Annotated in this window: 20 protein-coding genes and 1 tRNA gene; 17 read left to right on the top strand and 4 right to left on the bottom strand. The window is 55.2% G+C overall.

From position 1 onward, the window contains the following. Positions 1-20: 20 nt before the first annotated feature. The 3 genes from FHW71_RS04355 to FHW71_RS04345 all read left to right on the top strand — a co-directional run bounded on the left by FHW71_RS04355 (position 21) and on the right by FHW71_RS04345 (position 1,581). Positions 21-890, top strand: a complete 870-nt coding sequence (locus FHW71_RS04355; RefSeq protein WP_179449975.1) for an AraC family transcriptional regulator — start codon at positions 21-23, stop codon at positions 888-890. A 187-nt stretch (positions 891-1,077) separates the two neighbouring features. Next, entirely contained in the window at positions 1,078-1,308 is a 231-nt protein-coding gene (locus FHW71_RS04350; RefSeq protein WP_036647387.1) for a hypothetical protein, read from the top strand. A gap of 21 nt (positions 1,309-1,329) precedes the next feature. After that, positions 1,330-1,581 carry a hypothetical protein gene (locus FHW71_RS04345; protein ID WP_179449978.1) on the top strand — a complete coding sequence of 84 codons (252 nt, stop codon included), beginning with the start codon at positions 1,330-1,332 and terminating at the stop codon, positions 1,579-1,581. Between the two features lie 20 nt (positions 1,582-1,601). Here the strand turns inward: FHW71_RS04345 and FHW71_RS04340 are convergent. After that, positions 1,602-1,676, bottom strand: a tRNA-Arg gene (locus tag FHW71_RS04340). Between the two features lie 87 nt (positions 1,677-1,763). After that, entirely contained in the window at positions 1,764-2,678 is a 915-nt protein-coding gene (locus tag FHW71_RS04335; protein WP_061717881.1) for a formate/nitrite transporter family protein, read from the bottom strand. Between the two features lie 243 nt (positions 2,679-2,921). On the opposite strand from FHW71_RS04335, the gene ccmA reads away from it, so the two are divergent. The 10 genes from ccmA to mlaA are packed head-to-tail and all read left to right on the top strand — an operon-like array spanning position 2,922 to position 10,680. After that, the gene (gene ccmA / locus FHW71_RS04330) at positions 2,922-3,536 is read left to right on the top strand and encodes a cytochrome c biogenesis heme-transporting ATPase CcmA (protein ID WP_179449980.1); all 615 of its coding nucleotides are present in this window, start codon (positions 2,922-2,924) and stop codon (positions 3,534-3,536) included. After that, on the top strand, positions 3,536-4,195 hold the full coding sequence (gene ccmB, locus FHW71_RS04325; RefSeq protein ID WP_008101298.1) for a heme exporter protein CcmB: 660 nt from the start codon (positions 3,536-3,538) through the stop codon (positions 4,193-4,195). The genes ccmA and ccmB overlap by 1 nt, the downstream gene beginning before the upstream one ends. Positions 4,196-4,252: 57 nt before the next feature. Continuing rightward, positions 4,253-4,993 carry a heme ABC transporter permease gene (locus FHW71_RS04320; RefSeq protein ID WP_008101296.1) on the top strand — a complete coding sequence of 247 codons (741 nt, stop codon included), beginning with the start codon at positions 4,253-4,255 and terminating at the stop codon, positions 4,991-4,993. Beyond that, complete coding sequence (ccmD, locus tag FHW71_RS04315; protein ID WP_179449982.1) at positions 4,990-5,223, top strand: heme exporter protein CcmD; 234 nt, start codon at positions 4,990-4,992, stop codon at positions 5,221-5,223. The genes FHW71_RS04320 and ccmD overlap by 4 nt, the downstream gene beginning before the upstream one ends. Beyond that, on the top strand, positions 5,220-5,705 hold the full coding sequence (gene ccmE / locus FHW71_RS04310) for a cytochrome c maturation protein CcmE (protein ID WP_008101293.1): 486 nt from the start codon (positions 5,220-5,222) through the stop codon (positions 5,703-5,705). The genes ccmD and ccmE overlap by 4 nt, the downstream gene beginning before the upstream one ends. Then, positions 5,702-7,660 carry a heme lyase CcmF/NrfE family subunit gene (locus tag FHW71_RS04305; protein ID WP_179449984.1) on the top strand — a complete coding sequence of 653 codons (1,959 nt, stop codon included), beginning with the start codon at positions 5,702-5,704 and terminating at the stop codon, positions 7,658-7,660. The genes ccmE and FHW71_RS04305 overlap by 4 nt, the downstream gene beginning before the upstream one ends. After that, a complete protein-coding gene (locus FHW71_RS04300; protein ID WP_061717875.1) occupies positions 7,657-8,214 on the top strand; it encodes a DsbE family thiol:disulfide interchange protein in 558 nt (185 codons plus the stop codon). The genes FHW71_RS04305 and FHW71_RS04300 overlap by 4 nt, the downstream gene beginning before the upstream one ends. Continuing rightward, positions 8,211-8,666 carry a cytochrome c-type biogenesis protein gene (locus tag FHW71_RS04295; protein ID WP_008101286.1) on the top strand — a complete coding sequence of 152 codons (456 nt, stop codon included), beginning with the start codon at positions 8,211-8,213 and terminating at the stop codon, positions 8,664-8,666. Before FHW71_RS04300 ends, FHW71_RS04295 begins: the two co-directional genes overlap by 4 nt. Next, entirely contained in the window at positions 8,666-9,877 is a 1,212-nt protein-coding gene (gene ccmI / locus FHW71_RS04290; RefSeq protein WP_179449986.1) for a c-type cytochrome biogenesis protein CcmI, read from the top strand. The genes FHW71_RS04295 and ccmI overlap by 1 nt, the downstream gene beginning before the upstream one ends. Positions 9,878-9,912: 35 nt before the next feature. Further along, the gene (gene mlaA / locus FHW71_RS04285; RefSeq protein WP_061717873.1) at positions 9,913-10,680 is read left to right on the top strand and encodes a phospholipid-binding lipoprotein MlaA; all 768 of its coding nucleotides are present in this window, start codon (positions 9,913-9,915) and stop codon (positions 10,678-10,680) included. A 30-nt stretch (positions 10,681-10,710) separates the two neighbouring features. On the opposite strand, the gene FHW71_RS04280 is transcribed toward mlaA, so the two are convergent. Beyond that, positions 10,711-12,222 carry an MFS transporter gene (locus FHW71_RS04280; protein WP_179449988.1) on the bottom strand — a complete coding sequence of 504 codons (1,512 nt, stop codon included), beginning with the start codon at positions 12,220-12,222 and terminating at the stop codon, positions 10,711-10,713. A gap of 107 nt (positions 12,223-12,329) precedes the next feature. Here FHW71_RS04280 and FHW71_RS04275 point away from each other — a divergent pair, with 107 nt between their 5' ends. Then, on the top strand, positions 12,330-13,235 hold the full coding sequence (locus FHW71_RS04275; protein ID WP_179449990.1) for a LysR family transcriptional regulator: 906 nt from the start codon (positions 12,330-12,332) through the stop codon (positions 13,233-13,235). A gap of 49 nt (positions 13,236-13,284) precedes the next feature. Here the strand turns inward: FHW71_RS04275 and fadL are convergent, their stop codons facing one another. Next, complete coding sequence (fadL, locus tag FHW71_RS04270) at positions 13,285-14,568, bottom strand: long-chain fatty acid transporter FadL (RefSeq protein ID WP_008101276.1); 1,284 nt, start codon at positions 14,566-14,568, stop codon at positions 13,285-13,287. A 359-nt stretch (positions 14,569-14,927) separates the two neighbouring features. Between fadL and FHW71_RS04265 the strand changes: the two genes are divergently transcribed. The 3 genes from FHW71_RS04265 to fadJ all read left to right on the top strand — a co-directional run bounded on the left by FHW71_RS04265 (position 14,928) and on the right by fadJ (position 18,824). Next, positions 14,928-15,224, top strand: coding sequence for a YfcZ/YiiS family protein (locus FHW71_RS04265; RefSeq protein ID WP_073980747.1), 297 nt, complete (start codon positions 14,928-14,930; stop codon positions 15,222-15,224). 166 nt (positions 15,225-15,390) lie between these two features. Beyond that, positions 15,391-16,701 (top strand): acetyl-CoA C-acyltransferase FadI, encoded by a 1,311-nt coding sequence (gene fadI / locus FHW71_RS04260; protein ID WP_179449992.1) that lies wholly within the window; start codon positions 15,391-15,393, stop codon positions 16,699-16,701. Beyond that, complete coding sequence (fadJ, locus tag FHW71_RS04255) at positions 16,701-18,824, top strand: fatty acid oxidation complex subunit alpha FadJ (RefSeq protein WP_179449994.1); 2,124 nt, start codon at positions 16,701-16,703, stop codon at positions 18,822-18,824. The genes fadI and fadJ overlap by 1 nt, the downstream gene beginning before the upstream one ends. Positions 18,825-18,911: the final 87 nt, after the last annotated feature.

Raw genomic sequence — 18,911 nt, 5'->3', positions numbered from 1 at the left:
AACTGCGAGTGATATCAACCATGGCCGATTACCAGACCTTCAACATGCTACAGCGCCACAAAGCGCAGCTGCGCGACAGCGTGCAGTTGTCTAGTGGTATTAAGCTGGCGGCCTGGTTTAACAGCGGCGACCGCGTCACCAATCTTAGCGATCATCACACGTTGAGCCTGTATACCGCCGACGGCTATGAAACCTGGCATAAAACCCAGCACGGCTGGCGCAACGGCGGTGGCCCGGATCGCTTTTGCCTGATGCCGAGCGGAGTGGAATCGGTGTGGGATATTCGTGCCGATTTATCGTTTGTACATCTCTACTGCACCGATGAACATCTGCGCCATCTGGGCGAACAGATCTGGGACCGCAGTCCTTCGCAGCTCAATCTGCATGAAAAGATCTTCGCGGCGGACGATCGTATCACCCAACTTTATCGTCACTTCTTGCTGAGCACTGACTGGCAACAGCCGGCGAATCAATTGATGCTCAGCAGCGCATCAACCTTGCTGATGACGCATCTGTTGCAACGCTACAGCGATGTGCAATGGCAAGCGCCGCAAGTGCGTGGTGGACTGGCGCCCGCCGTGTTGCGACGAGTGATGGCGTATATTGATGCGCAGCTTGATCAGCCATTAACGCTGGCGCAACTGGCCGCCGAAGCGGCGCTGAGCGAATACCATTTTGCACGCATGTTCCGTAGCAGCGTAGGCGAGGCACCGCACCAATATGTGATGCGCCGTCGCATGGATGCTGCGTTACAGCTGCTGAAATTCAGCCGTTTACCGCTAACAGAAATCGCGCTGCGCTGCGGTTTTCACTCCTCAAGTCACTTCAGTAACCGCTTTCGGCAGCTGCACGGCGTGACGCCATCGGCATGGCGACACGATCAGGCCTGATTACGATCTCACTCTTAAACCGATGTAATCCGCTGCAATAACCCCTGTTTTTTTCTGAACACATCTCTCAGTTAGGTACTCTCACACTCAGTGAGGCATTTTTTCCATGGATTTTGGAGTAGGATGCTTTGCAGGAATATTAAGCTATCGCATTGATTACAATGACAAGTTACGAGAGGCCGTAATTATGGAAAAGCGCGTTTCAAAGCTGGAAGCGGATATTGATGGTCTTAAAACCGATATGGCCCAGGTGAAAATGGATATTGCGGTGATCAAATCGAATTACGTCACCAAAAGTGAGTTTCATCAGGAGATCGGCAAAATTCACCAGGAGATCAGCAAACAGACGAAATGGATCGTGGCGGGCATGATGAGCACCGCAGGTATGACGTTGGGGCTGGCTCGCTGGTTGTTTTAAGTGAATGATCAAGGAGTGAACATGGAAAGGCGCGTTTCAAAGCTTGAAGCGGATATCGACGATATCAAAACCGATATGGCGCTGATGAAAACGGATATTGCAGTGATCAAGTCGAATTACGTCACCAAGAGCGATCTTTATCAGGAGATCGGCAAAGTGCATCAGGAAATTAGGAGAATTCATCAGGAATTAAGTAAGCAGACAAAATGGATAGTCGCTGGGATGCTGAGTACTGCGGGCATGACGCTGGCACTGGCTCGTTGGCTGTTTTAAGCGGGAGAACGATGAGAATCTGGTGTCCCCTGCAGGAATCGAACCTGCAACTAGCCCTTAGGAGGGGCTCGTTATATCCATTTAACTAAGGAGACGCCGGGCGCGCAGTATAGCGCACCGCGAACCTTATTTTAACTATGCAGCGGTTGTTTGCTCAATCTATCAGCAATTTAAGACCAGGCTTACGCCTGTTTTTGCTTCTCTTTCCGCTTCTGTTCCGCACGCGCTTTGGCTTTTGCCGCTTCACTCATATCGTTACGAATCTGCGCATGGCTAATCAAGGCAAATATCAGCGTACCGCCCGTGATGTTGCCAAGCAGCGTTGGTAGAGCAAATGGCCAGAAGAATTCGTACCACGGCAGCGTGCCGGCAAACACCAGATAAAGCACCTCGACCGAACCGACCACGATATGCGCTAAATCCCCTAACGCCACCAGCCAGGTCATCATGACGATCACCACAATTTTTGCTGCGCCCGCATACGGGAACATCCACACCATGGTGGCGATAATCCAGCCGGAAATCACCGCATTGGCGAACATTTCGCTGGGTGAATTGACCATCACTTTTTCACTGATGGCGGTAAACGCCTGACGCGTCGCATCATCGAATATTGGCATATGATTAAAGGCGAGCGCGCCCAATGCGGTACCAATTAGATTGCCGAGTAGCACCACGCTCCAAAGTCGTAACAGCAGCGCAAAGTTGCTGCCGGTCGGTTTGTGCATTACCGGCAAAACGGCGGTAACGGTGTTCTCGGTGAACAGTTGCTGGCGCGCCATAATCACAATGACAAAGCCAAAGGTATAACCCAGATTTTCCAGTAAAAATGCGCCGGGTACGCCTTTGAGGTGGACCTGAAAAATGCCTTTCGCCATCAGCGAAGCGCTCATCGACAATCCCGCCGCTACCGCAGACCAAAGCAGCGCCATACCGTCGCGCTCAAGCTCTTTTTCACCGTCCTGACGTATCTCCTCATGAATTGCCGCAGCCTGCGAGGGCAGGGCATCTTCATCGACTTCAATCTCCTTGCCTTGTTCCTTTTCATCACTCTCTACATCGTTGTCACTCTTTGAAATCGATGGTGATTGTTTCATGTTTCCCTCGGGTGATAATGCCATTGCGTAATAAGCGTAGCTGGTTTTGGCAAGGTCAATTTGTTACGAAGATTCAATTTAAGAGTAACGAAATTTTAACTGAGTTGGTTTTTTGAACGATTTCTTGATCTGATGCGCACGAATACCCCATTTGGGGTAAGTGGGAGCCAGCTCACAGACTTCGGCCCACAGATTCAATGTGGTATTATCGCCGCCTCATTCATTGCCGTGATTCTCCCTTCTATGCTCGAAGTCATTAATCTCTCATGCGTTCGTGATGAGCGAACCTTGTTTCATGGGTTGAGCTTCCGTGTGCAACCGGGTGACATTGTGCAAATTGAAGGGCCAAACGGAGCCGGGAAAACCTCGCTGCTACGCCTGTTGGCGGGATTAAGCCGGGCGGAAGAGGGCGACGTGATGTGGCAGTCACAGCCGATTCGTCAACAGCGCGAAATATGGCAACAAAATCTGCTCTATCTTGGCCATCACCCCGGCGTGAAATCAGTACTCTCACCGCTGGAGAATCTGCATTTCTGGCACGGCAGCAGCCATGAAGACGCGATTTTTGATGCGCTTGAGCAGGTCGAGCTGCTGGGTTTTGAAGAGGTGCCGGTGGCGCAACTCTCTGCCGGACAGCAGCGGCGCGTGGCATTAGCCCGTCTTTGGCTCAGCCCGGCGTCGGTGTGGATCCTCGATGAGCCCTTAACCGCCATCGATAAAGGCGGCGTAGAAAAATTAATGGCGCGATTCGCCACCCATGCCGATAACGGCGGAGCGGTGATTCTGACCACGCATCAGGATCTGCCCGATAACAGCGCGCGCGTGCGTAAAATTCGTCTTACTTCGGAGTGGGCTTGATGTTAGGCCGGGTCATTCAGCGTGAATTAAAAATCGCCTTTCGCAGCGGCGCGGAAGTGATCAATCCGCTGTGGTTTTTCCTGATTGTTATCACGCTGTTTCCGTTAGGTATCGGACCGGAGCCGCAGCAACTGGCGCGCATTGCGCCGGGCGTAGCGTGGGTTGCCGCGTTACTGGCCTCATTGCTGGCGCTGGAGCGGCTGTTTCGTGACGATTTTCTTGATGGTTCGCTTGAGCAACTACTTCTGTTGCCAACGCCGTTGCCGGTCACGGTGCTGGGCAAAGTGATTGCTCACTGGCTGATTACCGGGCTGCCGCTGATCTTATTGTCGCCGCTGGCGGCATTGTTGCTGTCGCTGGATTTTGCCGGCTGGCGCGCGATGGCATTAACGCTGCTACTTGGCACGCCAACGCTGAGCTTTCTCGGCGCAATTGGTACCGGATTAACCGTTGGGCTGCGGCGCGGCGGTGTATTACTGAGTTTGCTGGTATTGCCGTTGTCGATACCGGTTTTGATATTCGCCAGCGCGGCGATTGATGCTGCCGGAATGGGATTGCCGATCGGTGGTTATCTGGCGATTCTCGGCGCGATGCTGGCCGTCAGCGCAACGTTGTCACCGTTTGCGACAGCGGCGGCCTTACGTATCAGTCTGCATTAATTCGTGTCGCCTCAGAGCGGCCGAAACCTGAATTCTCTTTATTGTGAGCTATGCAAAATGTGGAAATGGTTACACCAGTGGGCAAAGCCTGAGCGGCTTTACCAGCTATGCGGTCGCTTAATTCCGTGGTTCGCGGTGCTGGGTGTTGGCACGCTGTTACTCGGTTGGGTTTGGGGCTTCGGCTTTGCACCGGCGGATTATCAGCAGGGCAACAGCTTCCGGATTATGTACATTCACGTGCCTGCGGCGATGTGGTCGATGGGCGTGTACGCGTCAATGGCTATCGCGGCGTTTATCGGCCTGGTGTGGCAGATGAAGATGGCCGATCTGGTCTCGGCGGCGATGGCGCCGATTGGCGCGGTGTTCACCTTTATCGCGCTGATCACCGGTTCCGCCTGGGGTAAACCGATGTGGGGAACCTGGTGGATCTGGGATGCCCGTCTGACATCCGAGCTGGTGCTGCTGTTCCTCTATATGGGCGTAATTGCGCTCTATCACTCTTTCGAAGACCGCCGCACTGCCGGGCGCGCCGCCGGCATTTTGATTCTGGTTGGCGTGGTTAATCTGCCGATCATTCACTTCTCGGTACAGTGGTGGAACACGCTGCATCAGGGCTCATCCGGTATTCTGCAGCAGGCCATCGATCCGAGCATGCGTACACCGCTGCGCTGGTCCATTCTCGGCTACCTGCTGGTGTTTGGCGCGCTGACCTTGATGCGCCTGCGTAACCTGATTTTGTTTACTGAGCGTCATCGTCCGTGGGCGATTGATGTGGCGCAGCGAGGAAGCAAATCATGACGCCAGCCTTTGCATCGTGGAGCGATTTCTTCGCCATGGGCGGCTATGCCTTTTACGTCTGGCTCGCCGTTATCCTCACCTTGATTCCATTATTCGGCCTGGTGCTGCACACCGTGCTGTTCCGCCGCCGTTTGCTGGCAGAAATTCGCCAGCGTCAGTCCAGGGAGCGCCGCATTCGCGCGGCTAAATCGAAAAAAGCTGCCGATGAAGCAGCGGGAGAATCCGTGTGAATATCCGTCGTCGTAATCGCCTATATGTGGCGATCGCGGTGTTGATCGGGCTTGGCCTGGCGACCGCGCTGGTAATGTACGCGCTGCGTTCCAACATCGACCTGTTTTATACCCCGAGTGAAATTATCAACGGCAAGGGCGAAGATCATCAGAAGCCTGAGCCGGGCCAGCGCCTGCGCATTGGCGGCATGGTGATGCCGGGCAGCGTTAAGCGCGATCCAAAAACCCTCGCGGTCTCTTTCAAACTGTATGACGCCAACGGCGTGGTCAGTGTTACTTATGAAGGCATTCTGCCGGACCTGTTCCGTGAAGGGCAGGGCGTGGTGGCGCAAGGTGTGCTCGAAGAGGGCAATCTGGTGAACGCCAAAGAAGTGCTGGCGAAACACGATGAAAAATACACGCCACCTGAAATTGAAGATGCCATGAAGAAGAATCACACGGGACCTGCGGCAGCTTATCAGCAGTCAGGTGCGCAATCATGATGCCGGAAATTGGTAGCTTCCTGCTGTGTCTGGCGCTGGGTTTAGCGCTACTGTTGAGTGTCTATCCGCTATGGGGTGCTGCGCGTCAGGATGCACGTTTGATGGCGATGGCGCGCCCGCTAACCTGGGGCATGTTTATTTGTGTCGCCGCCTCCTTTGCCGTGTTGGTGCACGCCTTTGTGGTGAATGATTTCACCGTTGGCTATGTCGCCACCAACTCCAACACCTTGTTGCCGGTTTACTATCGTATCGCCGCAACCTGGGGCGCGCACGAAGGTTCACTGCTCCTATGGGTGCTGCTGCTGAGCACCTGGACGCTGGCGGTGGCGATCTTCAGTCGCGGCATGCCGCAGGATGCGCTGGCGCGCGTGCTGGCGGTGATGGGCATGATTAATCTCGGCTTCCTGCTGTTTATTATTCTCACCTCGAATCCGTTTACCCGCACTTTGCCAAACTTCCCGATTGACGGGCGCGACCTCAACCCGATGCTGCAGGACATCGGTCTGATCTTCCATCCGCCGCTGCTGTACATGGGTTACGTTGGATTCTCGGTGGCGTTTGCGTTTGCCATCGCCTCACTAATGGCCGGACGTCTGGATACTGCATGGGCGCGCTGGTCACGTCCGTGGACCACCGCCGCGTGGGTGTTCCTGACCATCGGCATCGTGCTCGGTTCGGCATGGGCCTATTACGAGCTTGGCTGGGGCGGCTGGTGGTTCTGGGATCCGGTCGAAAACGCCTCCTTTATGCCGTGGCTGGCCGGTACCGCGCTGATGCACTCGCTGGCGGTAACGGAAAAACGCGGTAGCTTCAAATCGTGGACGGTATTGCTGGCGATCACCGCGTTCTCATTAAGCCTGCTTGGCACTTTCCTCGTGCGCTCCGGCGTGCTGGTTTCCGTGCACTCGTTCGCCTCCGATCCGGCGCGCGGCATGTTTATTCTCGCCTTCCTGGTGATTGTGATTGGCAGTTCGCTGCTGCTGTACGCGCTGAAAGGCGGTCAGGTGCGCAGCCGTGTGCAGAGTGAAGCCTGGTCACGCGAATCCTTCCTGCTGGGTAACAACGTGCTGCTGATCGCCGCGATGCTGGTGGTGTTACTCGGCACGCTGCTGCCGCTGGTGCATAAACAGCTGGGTCTCGGCAGCATCTCGGTGGGCGAGCCGTTCTTTAACACCATGTTTACCTGGCTGATGGCACCGTTCGCGCTGATGCTCGGTATCGGTCCGCTGGTGCGCTGGCGTCGTGACCAGCCGCAGAAACTGTGGAAACGCCTTGGCGTTGGCCTGTTGGTCACGCTGATTCTGTCGATCGCCCTGCCGTGGCTGCTGCAGGATCGCATTGAGGCGATGACGGTTATCGGCCTGCTGATGTCGATCTGGGTGATCATGCTGACGTTGATGGAACTGCACGAGCGCGCCACCCATCGCCACTCCTTCTTCAAAGGTTTGCGTCATCTGTCGCGCAGCCATTGGGGCATGGTGCTGGGGCATTTAGGCGTGGCGGTGACCGTGGTGGGTATCGCCTTTAGCACCCAATACAGCGTTGAGCGTGATGTACGCATGAAGGCGGGCGATACCGTCGATATCCACAATTACCACTTTACCTTCCACGGCGTGCGCAACCTGCAAGGACCGAACTACAGCGGCGGCGTGGCGGTGATTGAAGTGACGCGCAACGGTAAGCTGGAAGCGGTGATGCAGGCGGAAAAACGCTTCTATGCAGCAGCGCGCACCATGATGACCGAAGCGGCGATCAGCGGCGGTTTCACCCGCGATCTCTATGCGGCGCTGGGCGAAGAGCTGGACGACGGTTCATGGGCAGTGCGGATTTACTACAAACCGTTCGTGCGCTGGATCTGGTACGGCGGCGTGTTTATGGCGGTGGGCGGCTTGTTCTGCCTGTTTGATCCGCGCTATCGCTCACGTAAAAAAGAGCAGCGCGAGGAGCTGGTATGAACAAAAAAATCCTGTTTATCCCGTTAGTTCTGTTTCTGCTGCTGGCCGCGGCGCTGCTGTGGCAGCTGTCGCGCAACGCCAACGGCGATGATCCCACGCGTCTTGAATCGGCGCTGATCGGCAAGCCAGTTCCAGTGTTCAAACTGGAAGCGCTGGATCAGCCCGGTAAAATCTACGATCAGCAGGTGCTGACCGACGGCAAACCGATTCTGCTCAACGTCTGGGCTACCTGGTGTCCAACCTGCCGCGCTGAGCATCAATACCTCAATACGCTGGCGGAAAAAGGCATTCGCGTAGTTGGCCTGAATTATAAGGACGATCGTACCAAAGCGGTCACCTGGCTGAACACGCTGGGTAATCCGTATGCGCTCAGCCTGTATGACGGCAACGGGATGCTCGGTCTGGATCTTGGCGTTTACGGCGCACCGGAGACATTCCTGATCGACGGCAAAGGGATCATTCGTTATCGCCATGCGGGCGACATGAACGATCGCGTCTGGCTCGAAGAAGTGAAACCGCTGTGGGACAAATACAGCAAGGAGGCGGGCGTATGAAGCGGCTGCTTCTCCTTTTAGCGGGCATTCTGCTCAGCACCAGCCTGTGGGCGGCGATTGATACTTATCAATTCGATTCGGTGCAGCAGGAAGAGCAATACCGCGATCTCACTGCATCGTTGCGTTGCCCGAAATGCCAGAACAACAGCATTGCCGATTCCAATGCGATGATTGCGGCGGATATGCGTCTCAAAGTCTACGAGTTGATGAAGCAGGGCGAAAATCGCCAGCAAATCATTGATTACATGGTGGCGCGTTACGGTAATTTCGTGACGTATGAGCCGCCGGTAACACCTTCCACGCTGATTTTGTGGGTGGGTCCAGCGCTGTTTGTGGTGCTGGGTGCGCTGATCATCATTCTGCGCAATCGCCGCGGCAGAGCGCGTAGCGAACTCGATGACAGTGAACAACAGCGCCTTGCGGCGTTACTTAAGCGTGACGGGAAGCCGTAATGACTGGATTCTGGATTACCCTGATTATTTTACTGCTGGCGGCTATCGCGCTGTTTCTGCGTGCCGGCTGGCGTCAGCGCGAGGCGAGCAGTGGCGATCGCGATCGTCTCAACACCGATTTCTATCAGCAACGCCTGCGCGAGCTGGAGCGTGATGAAGAAGAGGGCGTGGTGGCTGAGCGCCCGGAAATGGTGCGCGAGCTGCAACAAACGCTGTTAACCGATGTGCCGCAGCAGGATGCCGCAACCATTCATCGCAGTAGCCGCTGGGTATTGCTGCCCGGCGTGATTGTGCTGTTGGTGGTGTCGGTTGGCATGTATCTGAAAACCGGCGGACTGGTGCAGCAAACCGCGTTTGTTAGCGTGCAACAAGAGTATCCTGCCTTACGTGCGCGCGTAATGGATCCCAAAGCGCAGCCGCTGACTATGGAAGAGCTGGCGCGTCTGCAGCTGGGTCTGCGCAGCTCGCTGCAAAATGACTCTTCAAACCTCAACGATTGGGCGATGCTGGGCCGCCTGGGCATGGTGCTGAATAACGCCACCGATGCCAGCCAGGCATTTGAACATGCGCTGCAGCTCGCGCCAGACAATATCGAACTGCAGCAGGATTACGCCGAAGTGCTGACGCGCTCCAGCGATCCGCAGGACAATCGTCAGGCCAACGTGTTGCTGAAAGAGCTGCTGAAACGCGATCACAGCGATGTGCGCACGCTGAGTCTGCTGGCGTTTAACGCCTTTGAACAGCAGCAGTACAACGAGGCGATTGGTGCGTGGCAGGTGATGCTGAAACTGTTACCGGCAGGCGATCGTCGTATTACCATGATCGAGCGCAGCATTGAACAAGCGAAAACCGACGCGGGACAGCAAAATAGCAATCTGGCATTGACGGTGAGTTTGACGCCGCAGGCAGAAAAAATGTTACCGCAAGGCGGAGTGTTGTATATTTCTGTGTCTGACGGTGTTTCACCGGTGCCTGTGGCTGTGAAGCGTTTACCGCTGAGCCACTTCCCGTTATCGCTCACGCTAGATGACAGCAATGCCATGATGCCCGATCGCCTGCTTTCGGCGCAGCATCAGGTGCAAGTCAGGGTGCGCATTTCGCGCGACGGCAGTGCCAATCCGCAGTCTGGCGACTGGTTTGGATTAAGCGCGGTCACACCCTGGAATGGTCATCAGCAACTGGCTGTGGAAATTAATCAACAGCAGCCCTGAAGCGATACCTTACTGATCCGCACAGGGAGAGAAGAATGAATAACCGCCTGACCGGTTTGGCGTTAGCCAGCTTACTGCTGGTGGGTTGTGCCAGCTCAAAACCGGCTGACAATACGGAACCTGCGCAGCGCAGCGATCCGCTGGAAGGCTTTAACCGCACGATGTTTAACTTTAACTACAACGTGCTGGATCCGTATGTTCTGCGCCCGGTGGCGGTAGCCTGGCGCGATTATGTGCCGGTTCCGGCACGTAGCGGCATAAGTAATGTATTAGCTAACGTGGAAGAACCTGCCAGCATGGTCAACGCCATTCTGGTTGGTGAGCCGCGCCAGGCAGGTATCCACTTTACCCGCTTCTTCCTGAACACCGTGTTAGGGCTGGGTGGCTTTATCGACGTGGCAGGCAAAGCCAATCCGGAGTTGGCGCGTGAAGTGCCGCATCGCTTTGGTAGCACGCTGGGACGTTATGGCGTCGGTTATGGCCCGTATGTTGAATTGCCGGCCTACGGCAGTTTCACCATCCGTGAAGATGGTGGTGACTTCGTCGATACGCTCTATCCAGTATTAAGCTGGTTGAGCTGGCCGATCTCGGTGGGCAAATGGACGCTGGAAGGGATTGAAACCCGTGCGCAGTTGCTGGATTCGGATGCCATTTTGCGTCAGCAGCAAGATCCATATGCCTTCATTCGTAATGCCTACTTCCAGCGACATGACTTTATCGCCAACGGTGGCAAGCTGAAGCCGGAAGATAATCCGAACGCCAGCGCGATTCAGGATGATCTGAAAGATATCGATTCGCAATAAAAAAAGGCGACTCATTGAGTCGCCATTTTTTTATCTCGGTAGCGTTGGCCGTGTCAGTAAAAATCCAATCATCCCTGTACACACCAGCGTGATCGCCGCTAATCCGTACAACAAAACCTGATAAGCATATTGAACATTGTGCACCAGTTCGCGAACCGTCAGTTGCGGCAGCAACTTGCTGGCTTCTGCGATATGGCTACCGGAAAGCCAGCCAGCAACGGCCTCGTGTGTGCTGGCGTCCAGCGCAGGTAATGTCTGGTGAAGTTGCCACTGATTGAACAGCGTCAGCAGCGCCATCACTACCGCCAGCGCAATACCTTCACCGGCCACACGTACCGTATTAAACAAACCGGCCGCCATGCCCGCTCGTTCTACCGATACGGCAGAAACCGCCAATCCATCCATCAAACCCCAGGGCAACGCCGCGCCTGCGCCGGTAACGAACATCGCGATACTTAATCCGGTGATATCGGCAGTTGCGATGGCCTGCGCCATACCCAGCAATCCCAATGTCGCCAGTAGCAAGCCAAATACCGCTACATTGCCAGCACGGAACCAGCGTGTTAGCCAGGCCGCGATACCCGGAAAAATCAGCATCGGCGCGGTCAGTGACAGCAAAGTAACGGCGCTTTGCGTTTCGCTCAATCCCTGTGCGCCCATCAAAAACAGCGGGATTACAATCAGCAGCACCACATAGCAGTAACAGGTGGCGACGGGCAGCAATAGCACGCCAGCAAAGTGCGGCTGGCGCAGCAGCGTCAAACTAAACACCGGCATCTCAGCCCGCTTGGTATGACGATAAAATTCCCCGCCCGCCAGCAGCGTTAATACTGCGCACAGCAGCAGCGGCCATGAAATCGCGCCGTATTGCGGCAGCAGAATTAGCGCAATGGTGAAGGCCAGCAGCGCCATGCTGAATAGCGCGGTGCCGCGCATATCCACAGGTCCGGATGCGCGCACCTGCGGTGCGGCGAGGAATAGCTGGCTGGTTAACGCGATGAGCGTGGCTATTAACGCCAGCACCAGATAAACCCAGCGCCAGCCAAATCCATCGGTAATCAATCCCATCATCAACGGACCAAATGCCAATCCGACACCAAACAGCGTACCGAGCAAACTGAACACCCGCGTACGCGCATTACCACTGTGTAGATGCGCCAGCGCGGTAGCGCCTCCCGCTAACGTCATGGCGGCGGCAATGCCTTGCAGCGCGCGATAGACGCCGAGGGCAAACGCACTTTGGGTGAGAAAAATCAAAAGAGAACTAACAGCGAACAGCGCCAGACCGGCGATAAAAATGCGTTTGTAGCTGAGCTTATCGGCGGCGACGCCTGCAGCAAGCAGACCGCTGCCGAAGGTCAGCATAAAGCCGTTGGTCAGCCAGGCCAGAGAAAGCGGTCCGCCCTGCAGTTCGTGACTGATCGCCGGTGTTGTCACAACACCGCCGGTAAAACTCAGTGGCAATAATAACGCTGCCAGCAGAATCGCCAGCGTTGCACTGCTTTTAGCGCTGATAGTAAGTGCCGTACTGATTTCCGTCATCAAAGGGTCTCGCAAAAAGTGAAGGGATGACGAAGGATGCTATTGCGGATATAAAGATGAATAAATGGGGTGGATATCCATTCTTTGCGGACAAAAGGTTTATCAGCATGGACAGTTTGACGTCGTTAACTTCCTTTGTGCGTACTGCAGAGACGCTGAGTTTTGTGCAAGCGGCGCAGCTGCTTGGCATTTCCGCGTCTGCGGTGGGGAAGAATGTGGCACGATTAGAGCAGCAGCTTGGCGTGCGCCTGTTCCATCGCAGTACGCGCAGTGTCAGCCTGACGGCTGAGGGCGCATTGTTGCTGGAACGATCGCGGCTTATCCTCGAACAAATTCGCGATGTCGAAGCGGAGATCACTCAGGCGGTAAGCCATCCCAGTGGCAAACTGCGCATTTCGCTGCCGGTGGTTGGTTATCGGCTGATCACGCCGCTGCTGCCGCACTTCAGCCGGCTTTATCCGGATATTGAACTGGAGTTGGATTTTAGCGATCGGCTGGTGAACGTCATTGATGAAGGATTTGATGTGGCGATTCGCAGCGGTGAAATGCAGGATTCACGCCTGCAGGCGCGCACGCTGGGCGCGTTTCGCTTTGTGTTGTGCGCCAGTCCTGGCTATTTGCAAAGCCATCAGCCACCAAAGCGCAGCGACGAGTTATCCCGACATCACTGCATTCTGTTTCGCTTCCCGGCAACCGGCTTGCTTCAAAGCTGGGAGCTGGCAAATTTGCGTGTGACTGGCGAATTCCAGCCGTTAAAACTATTAACCGTCAACAACATCGAAGCGATGGTGCATAGCACACTGGCAGGAATGGGCATCAGCTATGTGCCGGATTTTGTCGTGGGTGAACTGCTGAAAAGAGGCGAGTTACAGGAAGTGTTGCCGGGCAGTTGCGTGCGGGAGAGCCGTTTTTCTGCTATCTGGCCCGCCAGCCGTTATCTGTCGCCGCGCGTGCGCTGCTTTGTCGATTTTCTTGCGGCTCACTGGCCGATGGTACATCGCGTGCAGGTTTAATAATAAAAACGGCGACATCACTGTCGCCGTTTTCATTGCTATCTGCACATCAGAACTTGTAGTTGAAGTTCGCGCCGTACAGCCAGGCTTTACCTTCAGAGTTAAAGGTATACGGGCCTTCTTTGACGGTGACTTTCTGACCGTGCATGTAAGAAATACCCAAGTCGACGGAAGCATCTTCATTGAACGCGTATGACGCACCGGCGCTCAGCCACAGACGATCCTGATCCGGGATGGAGATAGAGCGCTTATCGGCCGGAACCGGGCTGTCATCAAAGGCGATACCGGTACGGAAGGTCCAGTTGTCGTCATAGAAGTACGAGGTACCTAACGCGATGCGATAAGCATCGTGGAAGCCTTCATCCTTATAGAACAGCGTCTGGCCATTGCTGCCGGTGGCTTTCAGCTCCTGGAATTGGCTCCAACTGGTATACGTGAGGCTATAGTGAACCGCCCATTGTGGTGCGACTTTATGGTAGCCGGACAATTCCCACATCTCAGGCAGATTCAGCGTCAGAGAACCCGGAATGGTTGAGCCGCCGGTACCGTAAGGCAGACCTAACAACTGCGCCTGCGGCAGGGAGTTCACGTAACCCGGCAGACTGCTTTTGTAATCGCCGTCAAAGTCGATTTTAACTTCTGAACGATAAGTGAAACCGAAGCGGTTGTTCTTATCCACTTCATACAAAATGCCGGCGTTCCAGCCGTAGCCCCATTCATCGCCCTTTAAATGGGCAATTTGGGTATCGGCAGGAATGCCCAGCGCTGCGCCAGATTCACCGGCATAACGCTCAATTTTCGCCTTGGCATAAACCGCATCAAAGCCGATACCGAAGCTGAAATTCTCATTCAGTCGATAAGCGGTGCTGATATTAAAGTTGCCGGTCATCAGGTCGGTTTTGCCGCCATAACCACCAGCGGTATAGCCATTATTAAATTCGGTTGCCAGACCATAGTTGGAGGTTGCAGACGCACCAATCCACCACTGATCGTTAATCGGATGCACGTAGTGAAGATTAGGGATCCACTGATTCGGTGCAATATTCTTGGCATCAAGGCTGCGACCAGACGGGCTTTGGCCGCTAATATCGACTTCAGGATCAATATAAACCGCACCAATCGAGAAAGAAGGGCGATCCATTAACGCCATGGTTGCCGGGTTACGGCTGGCAGAGGCGGCGGTATCACCCATCGCACCTTCACCGGAATACGCACGACCTAAACCAATTGCTGAGAATTCATTCAGTTGAAAGCCCGCGGCGTAAACATGAGAACAGACGAGCGTTACTGCAGCTGCCACAGCTGACTTTGCAAACAGGTTTTTATGGTTCATGACCACAACCTCATCTAGATTTATTATTTAACGTTGTTACGTCGCGTAACAAAGAGCGGCGAATTGTAGGGACTGACGTCAAAACCACATATCAGACCAGTGCGACGAGTATAGGTCCGACCTGTGTATTTGTTGCAATATTGTTTTTTAAATATTTCTGATTTGATCGATAAAATCAGATCTGCTTAACAAAATCTTAGCGGTTCGCCTTCAACATAGCTTTCAATTTTGTTCTGGATCAATTTTTAGTGTGATATTCGTCACTTAGCGGCTTGATCGTGGATGTGAAAACCCAGCAGGCGTACACTTTGCGGCAGAAAAGGATCCGATTGTGTTGAATTTATCGTCAGGAGAAAACCATGACTGATGCCATTAAAAAATGTAGTGCGAACGAAACGGCCGCCTGCTGCTGCGTAGATGTGGGAACCGTGATGGACAATACCGATTGCACCGCGAGCTGGTCTGGCGTGTTTGCCGATCGTCATGCGGCAGATGCGATGCTGGCGCATTTGACGGAGCGCGCGCGTCAGGTGGAATCCGATCCCTGCGATATTCGTGCAGAATTTGCCAACGAAGGCGATGCAGTGCGCCTGTCTATCGACTTCACCTTTGCCTGCCAGGCGGAAACCCTGATTTTCCAACTCGGCCTACGCTAATCCCGCCGCTGCCGAAACCCCTTCGGCAGCCTTAACTCATTTTCGTGTATTCCCTCGCACTTTTTTCCTCTGCTTATTGGCTACTTAGCAACACTTAGTTAACACTGATGATCAGGTCAGACCTGTTTGGCAATGATGCCCCGGTCGAAAATTACAGGTGATTGCAATGAGCAAAGCGCAGCCGCTGCTGACGCGTCAGGGCGAACGTATCGCCATAACCCACGGATTACGCACCCCTTTTGCCCGTCAGGCGACCGATTTTCACGGCATTCCCGCGCTGGAGTTGGGACGCATGTTGATCAGCGAACTGATGGCGCGCAGTGAATTACCGGTCGAGGTTATCGATCAACTGGTGTTTGGCCAGGTGGTGCAGATGCCGGAAGCGCCGAATATTGCGCGTGAAATTGTTCTGAGCAGCGGATTAAGCGTGCATACCGATGCATATAGCGTCAGTCGCGCCTGCGCCACCAGTTTTCAGGCGGTGGCAAACGTCGCGGAAAGTTTGATGGCGGGCACCATTGATGCCGGTATTGCCGGTGGCGCGGATTCATCCTCGGTGCTGCCGATCGGCGTCAGTAAAACGCTGGCGCGTGCGCTGGTGGATCTCAATAAAGCGCGCAGCTTCAGTCAAAAACTCAGCATCCTGCGTCGTTTGCGTCCGCGCGATTTGTTGCCAGTGCCACCGGCGGTGGCGGAGTATTCCACCGGATTACGCATGGGCGATACCGCCGAGCAGATGGCGAAAAGTCACGGCATCACGCGTGAACAGCAGGATGCGTTAGCGCTGCGTTCGCACCAGCATGCGGCGCGCGCCTGGCACTCGGGCGTGCTAACTCAGGAAGTGATGCCGGCATTTGTGCCGCCGTGGAAAGCGCCCATCGAGCAGGACAACAATATTCGCTTCAACGCCAGCGCCGCCGATTACGCCAAACTGCGTCCGGCATTTGATCGTCGCCACGGTTCAGTGACCGCCGCCAACAGCACGCCGCTGACCGATGGCGCGGCGGCAGTGATCCTGATGCGCGAAGGGCGCGCACGTGAACTCGGCATCCAGCCGCTCGGCTATCTGCGCAGCTACGCCTTTACGGCGATTGATGTCTGGCAGGACATGTTGCTTGGACCGGCGTACGCCTCGCCGCTGGCGCTGGACCGCGCTGGCATCACGCTCAACGATCTGACGCTGATTGATATGCATGAAGCTTTTGCCGCACAAACCTTAGCCAACCTGAAAATGTTCCGCGATGAACGCTTTGCGCGCGAGGTGTTGAATCGTCCGCATGCGCTGGGCGAAGTGAATGAAGAGCGCTTTAACGTGCTCGGCGGATCGATTGCTTATGGTCATCCGTTTGCCGCCACCGGCGCGCGCATGATCACGCAAACGCTGCAGGAACTGCGGCGGCGCGGTGGCGGTTTAGGATTGGTCACCGCCTGCGCGGCGGGCGGCTTGGGCACGGCAATGGTTCTGGAGGCCGAATAATGAGTGAATCCGCCTTTCATTTACATATGCGACTCGACCATGTCGGTGTGATTACCATCGATGTGCCGGGCGAGAAGATGAACACGCTGAAGGCCGAATTTGTGCCGCAGATCAAAGCGGTGCTGGATGAAGCGCGCAGCCATCAGGATTTAGCCGGATTAGTGTTGATCTCCGGCAAGCCAGACAACTTTGTTGCCGGTGCGGATATCAGCATGATCGCCAGCTGCAAAACGGCTGAAGAAGCTGAAGCGCTGGCAAAGCAGGGACAAGATGTGATGGCGATGATTGCCGCGCTGCCGTTTCCGGTGGTGGCGGCGATTCACGGTGCCTGCCTTGGCGGCGGCCTCGAGCTGGCGCTGGCCTGCGATGCGCGCATCTGTTCACTGGATGACAAAACGCGCCTCGGTTTGCCGGAAGTACAGCTCGGTTTGCTGCCGGGTTCTGGCGGTACGCAACGTTTGCCGCGCCTGATTGGCTTGCAGCAGGCGCTGCCGCTGATTCTCACTGGCAAACAGCTGCGCGCCAAACAGGCGCTCAAACTCGGGATTGTGGATGACGCGGTGCCGCAATCGATTCTGCTGGAAACGGCGATTGCGCGCGTACATAAAGGAAAAGGCGCTCGCCGTGAACTTTCGCGCCGCGATCGTTTGCTGCAGGGACCGATTGCGCGTCAGGTGCAGTTTTCACTGGCACAGCGTCAAACCCACAGCAAAACCCAGGGCAACTATCCTGCGGCTGACCGTATTCTTGAAGTGGTGCGCATCGGTCTGGAGCAGGGCAGCAGTGCTGGGCATGAAGCAGAAGCGCGCGCCTTTGGTCAACTGGCGATGACGCCAGAATCGGCCGCGCTGCGCAGCCTGTTCTTCGCCTCAACCGCCTTAAAGAAAGAGTCGATGGCCAGTGTTGAACCGCAAGCGCTGAAGCAGATTGGCGTGCTTGGCGGCGGATTGATGGGCGGCGGCATCGCCAGCGTCACGGCGCTGAAAGCCGGTTTGCCGGTGCGCATTAAAGACATCAATCTCGTCGGCGTAAATCATGCACTGCAATACAGCTGGGACTTGTTGAGCAACAAGGTGAAGCAGCGTCACCTGAAAGCGGCTGAACGTCAGCAGCAGATGGCGCGCATCAGCGGCGGCATCGATTATCAAGGGTTCAGCCAGCGCGATCTGGTGATCGAAGCGGTATTTGAGGATCTGGCGCTCAAGCAGCAGATGGTCAGCGAAATCGAAAGTCATTGCCAGCCGCACACCATATTTGCCTCCAATACCTCGTCGCTACCGATTGCCGACATTGCCGCCCATGCGCAGCGACCGGAAAATATTATCGGCCTGCATTACTTCAGCCCGGTGGACAAAATGCCGCTGGTGGAGGTGATTCCACATGCCAATACCTCAGCGCAAACGCTGGCGAACACGGTGCAGCTGGCGCGGCAACAGGGTAAAACAGCGGTGGTGGTAGCAGATCGTCCTGGCTTTTATGTAAACCGCATTCTCGCAACTTATATAAATGAAGCGATGCAATGTTTGCAGGAAGGTGAGCCGATTGAGCATATTGATCGTGCTTTAGTGAAATTCGGTTTTCCTGTTGGGCCGTTGCAACTGCTGGACGAAGTGGGGATTGATGTCGGCAGCAAAATCAGCCCGATTCTTGAGCAGGCTTACGGTTCTCGCTTCAGCGCACCCAACGCCGCGAACGCCATTCTGGCTGACGGCAGAAAAGGGCGTAAGAACCACAAAGGGTTCTACCTCTACCAACGTTCGCGCTGGCCGGGCAAGCGCAAAGCTGATGCGTCAATCTACACGCTGCTGAACATCAAACCGCAGGCTAAGCAGAGCGAAGCGCAGATCGCCGAGCGTTGCGTATTAATGATGCTGAACGAAGCGGCACGTTGTCTCGATGAAGCGGTGATTCGCAACGCGCGCGATGGCGATATTGCAGCGGTATTTGGCATCGGTTTCCCGCCGTTCCTCGGCGGTCCGTTCCGCTATATGGATCAGCGCGGCATTGGCGAAATCGTCAAAGCATTAAGGTCATTAATGCAGCAACACGGCGAACGTTTTACGCCAAGTGAGGCGCTGATCGCATTGTCAGAACAGCAAACGAATTTTTACACTTCTGCATAATCATGAATAGGCGCACAGATTCAGCGGGTTAGTCGGAGGGCTGCGCAGCGGTAAGCGCAGCACCATTCTGAGATATGCTCATTTAAT

The sequence above is a fragment of the Enterobacter sp. Sphag1F genome (assembly GCF_014193275.1).
GTDB lineage: Bacteria > Pseudomonadota > Gammaproteobacteria > Enterobacterales > Enterobacteriaceae > Pantoea > Pantoea symbiotica.
The sequence above is the reverse complement of the archived record's forward strand: the minus strand, read 5'-3'. Positions and strand labels throughout refer to the sequence as shown.

Coding starts and splice junctions, on each gene's coding strand:
- FHW71_RS04355 (WP_179449975.1), top strand. CDS start 21: ATGGCCGATTACCAGACCTTCAACATGCTACAGCGCCACAAAGCGCAG.
- FHW71_RS04350 (WP_036647387.1), top strand. CDS start 1,078: ATGGAAAAGCGCGTTTCAAAGCTGGAAGCGGATATTGATGGTCTTAAA.
- FHW71_RS04345 (WP_179449978.1), top strand. CDS start 1,330: ATGGAAAGGCGCGTTTCAAAGCTTGAAGCGGATATCGACGATATCAAA.
- FHW71_RS04335 (WP_061717881.1), bottom strand. CDS start 2,678: ATGAAACAATCACCATCGATTTCAAAGAGTGACAACGATGTAGAGAGT.
- ccmA (WP_179449980.1), top strand. CDS start 2,922: ATGCTCGAAGTCATTAATCTCTCATGCGTTCGTGATGAGCGAACCTTG.
- ccmB (WP_008101298.1), top strand. CDS start 3,536: ATGTTAGGCCGGGTCATTCAGCGTGAATTAAAAATCGCCTTTCGCAGC.
- FHW71_RS04320 (WP_008101296.1), top strand. CDS start 4,253: ATGTGGAAATGGTTACACCAGTGGGCAAAGCCTGAGCGGCTTTACCAG.
- ccmD (WP_179449982.1), top strand. CDS start 4,990: ATGACGCCAGCCTTTGCATCGTGGAGCGATTTCTTCGCCATGGGCGGC.
- FHW71_RS04305 (WP_179449984.1), top strand. CDS start 5,702: ATGATGCCGGAAATTGGTAGCTTCCTGCTGTGTCTGGCGCTGGGTTTA.
- FHW71_RS04300 (WP_061717875.1), top strand. CDS start 7,657: ATGAACAAAAAAATCCTGTTTATCCCGTTAGTTCTGTTTCTGCTGCTG.
- FHW71_RS04295 (WP_008101286.1), top strand. CDS start 8,211: ATGAAGCGGCTGCTTCTCCTTTTAGCGGGCATTCTGCTCAGCACCAGC.
- ccmI (WP_179449986.1), top strand. CDS start 8,666: ATGACTGGATTCTGGATTACCCTGATTATTTTACTGCTGGCGGCTATC.
- mlaA (WP_061717873.1), top strand. CDS start 9,913: ATGAATAACCGCCTGACCGGTTTGGCGTTAGCCAGCTTACTGCTGGTG.
- FHW71_RS04280 (WP_179449988.1), bottom strand. CDS start 12,222: ATGACGGAAATCAGTACGGCACTTACTATCAGCGCTAAAAGCAGTGCA.
- FHW71_RS04275 (WP_179449990.1), top strand. CDS start 12,330: ATGGACAGTTTGACGTCGTTAACTTCCTTTGTGCGTACTGCAGAGACG.
- fadL (WP_008101276.1), bottom strand. CDS start 14,568: ATGAACCATAAAAACCTGTTTGCAAAGTCAGCTGTGGCAGCTGCAGTA.
- FHW71_RS04265 (WP_073980747.1), top strand. CDS start 14,928: ATGACTGATGCCATTAAAAAATGTAGTGCGAACGAAACGGCCGCCTGC.
- fadI (WP_179449992.1), top strand. CDS start 15,391: ATGAGCAAAGCGCAGCCGCTGCTGACGCGTCAGGGCGAACGTATCGCC.
- fadJ (WP_179449994.1), top strand. CDS start 16,701: ATGAGTGAATCCGCCTTTCATTTACATATGCGACTCGACCATGTCGGT.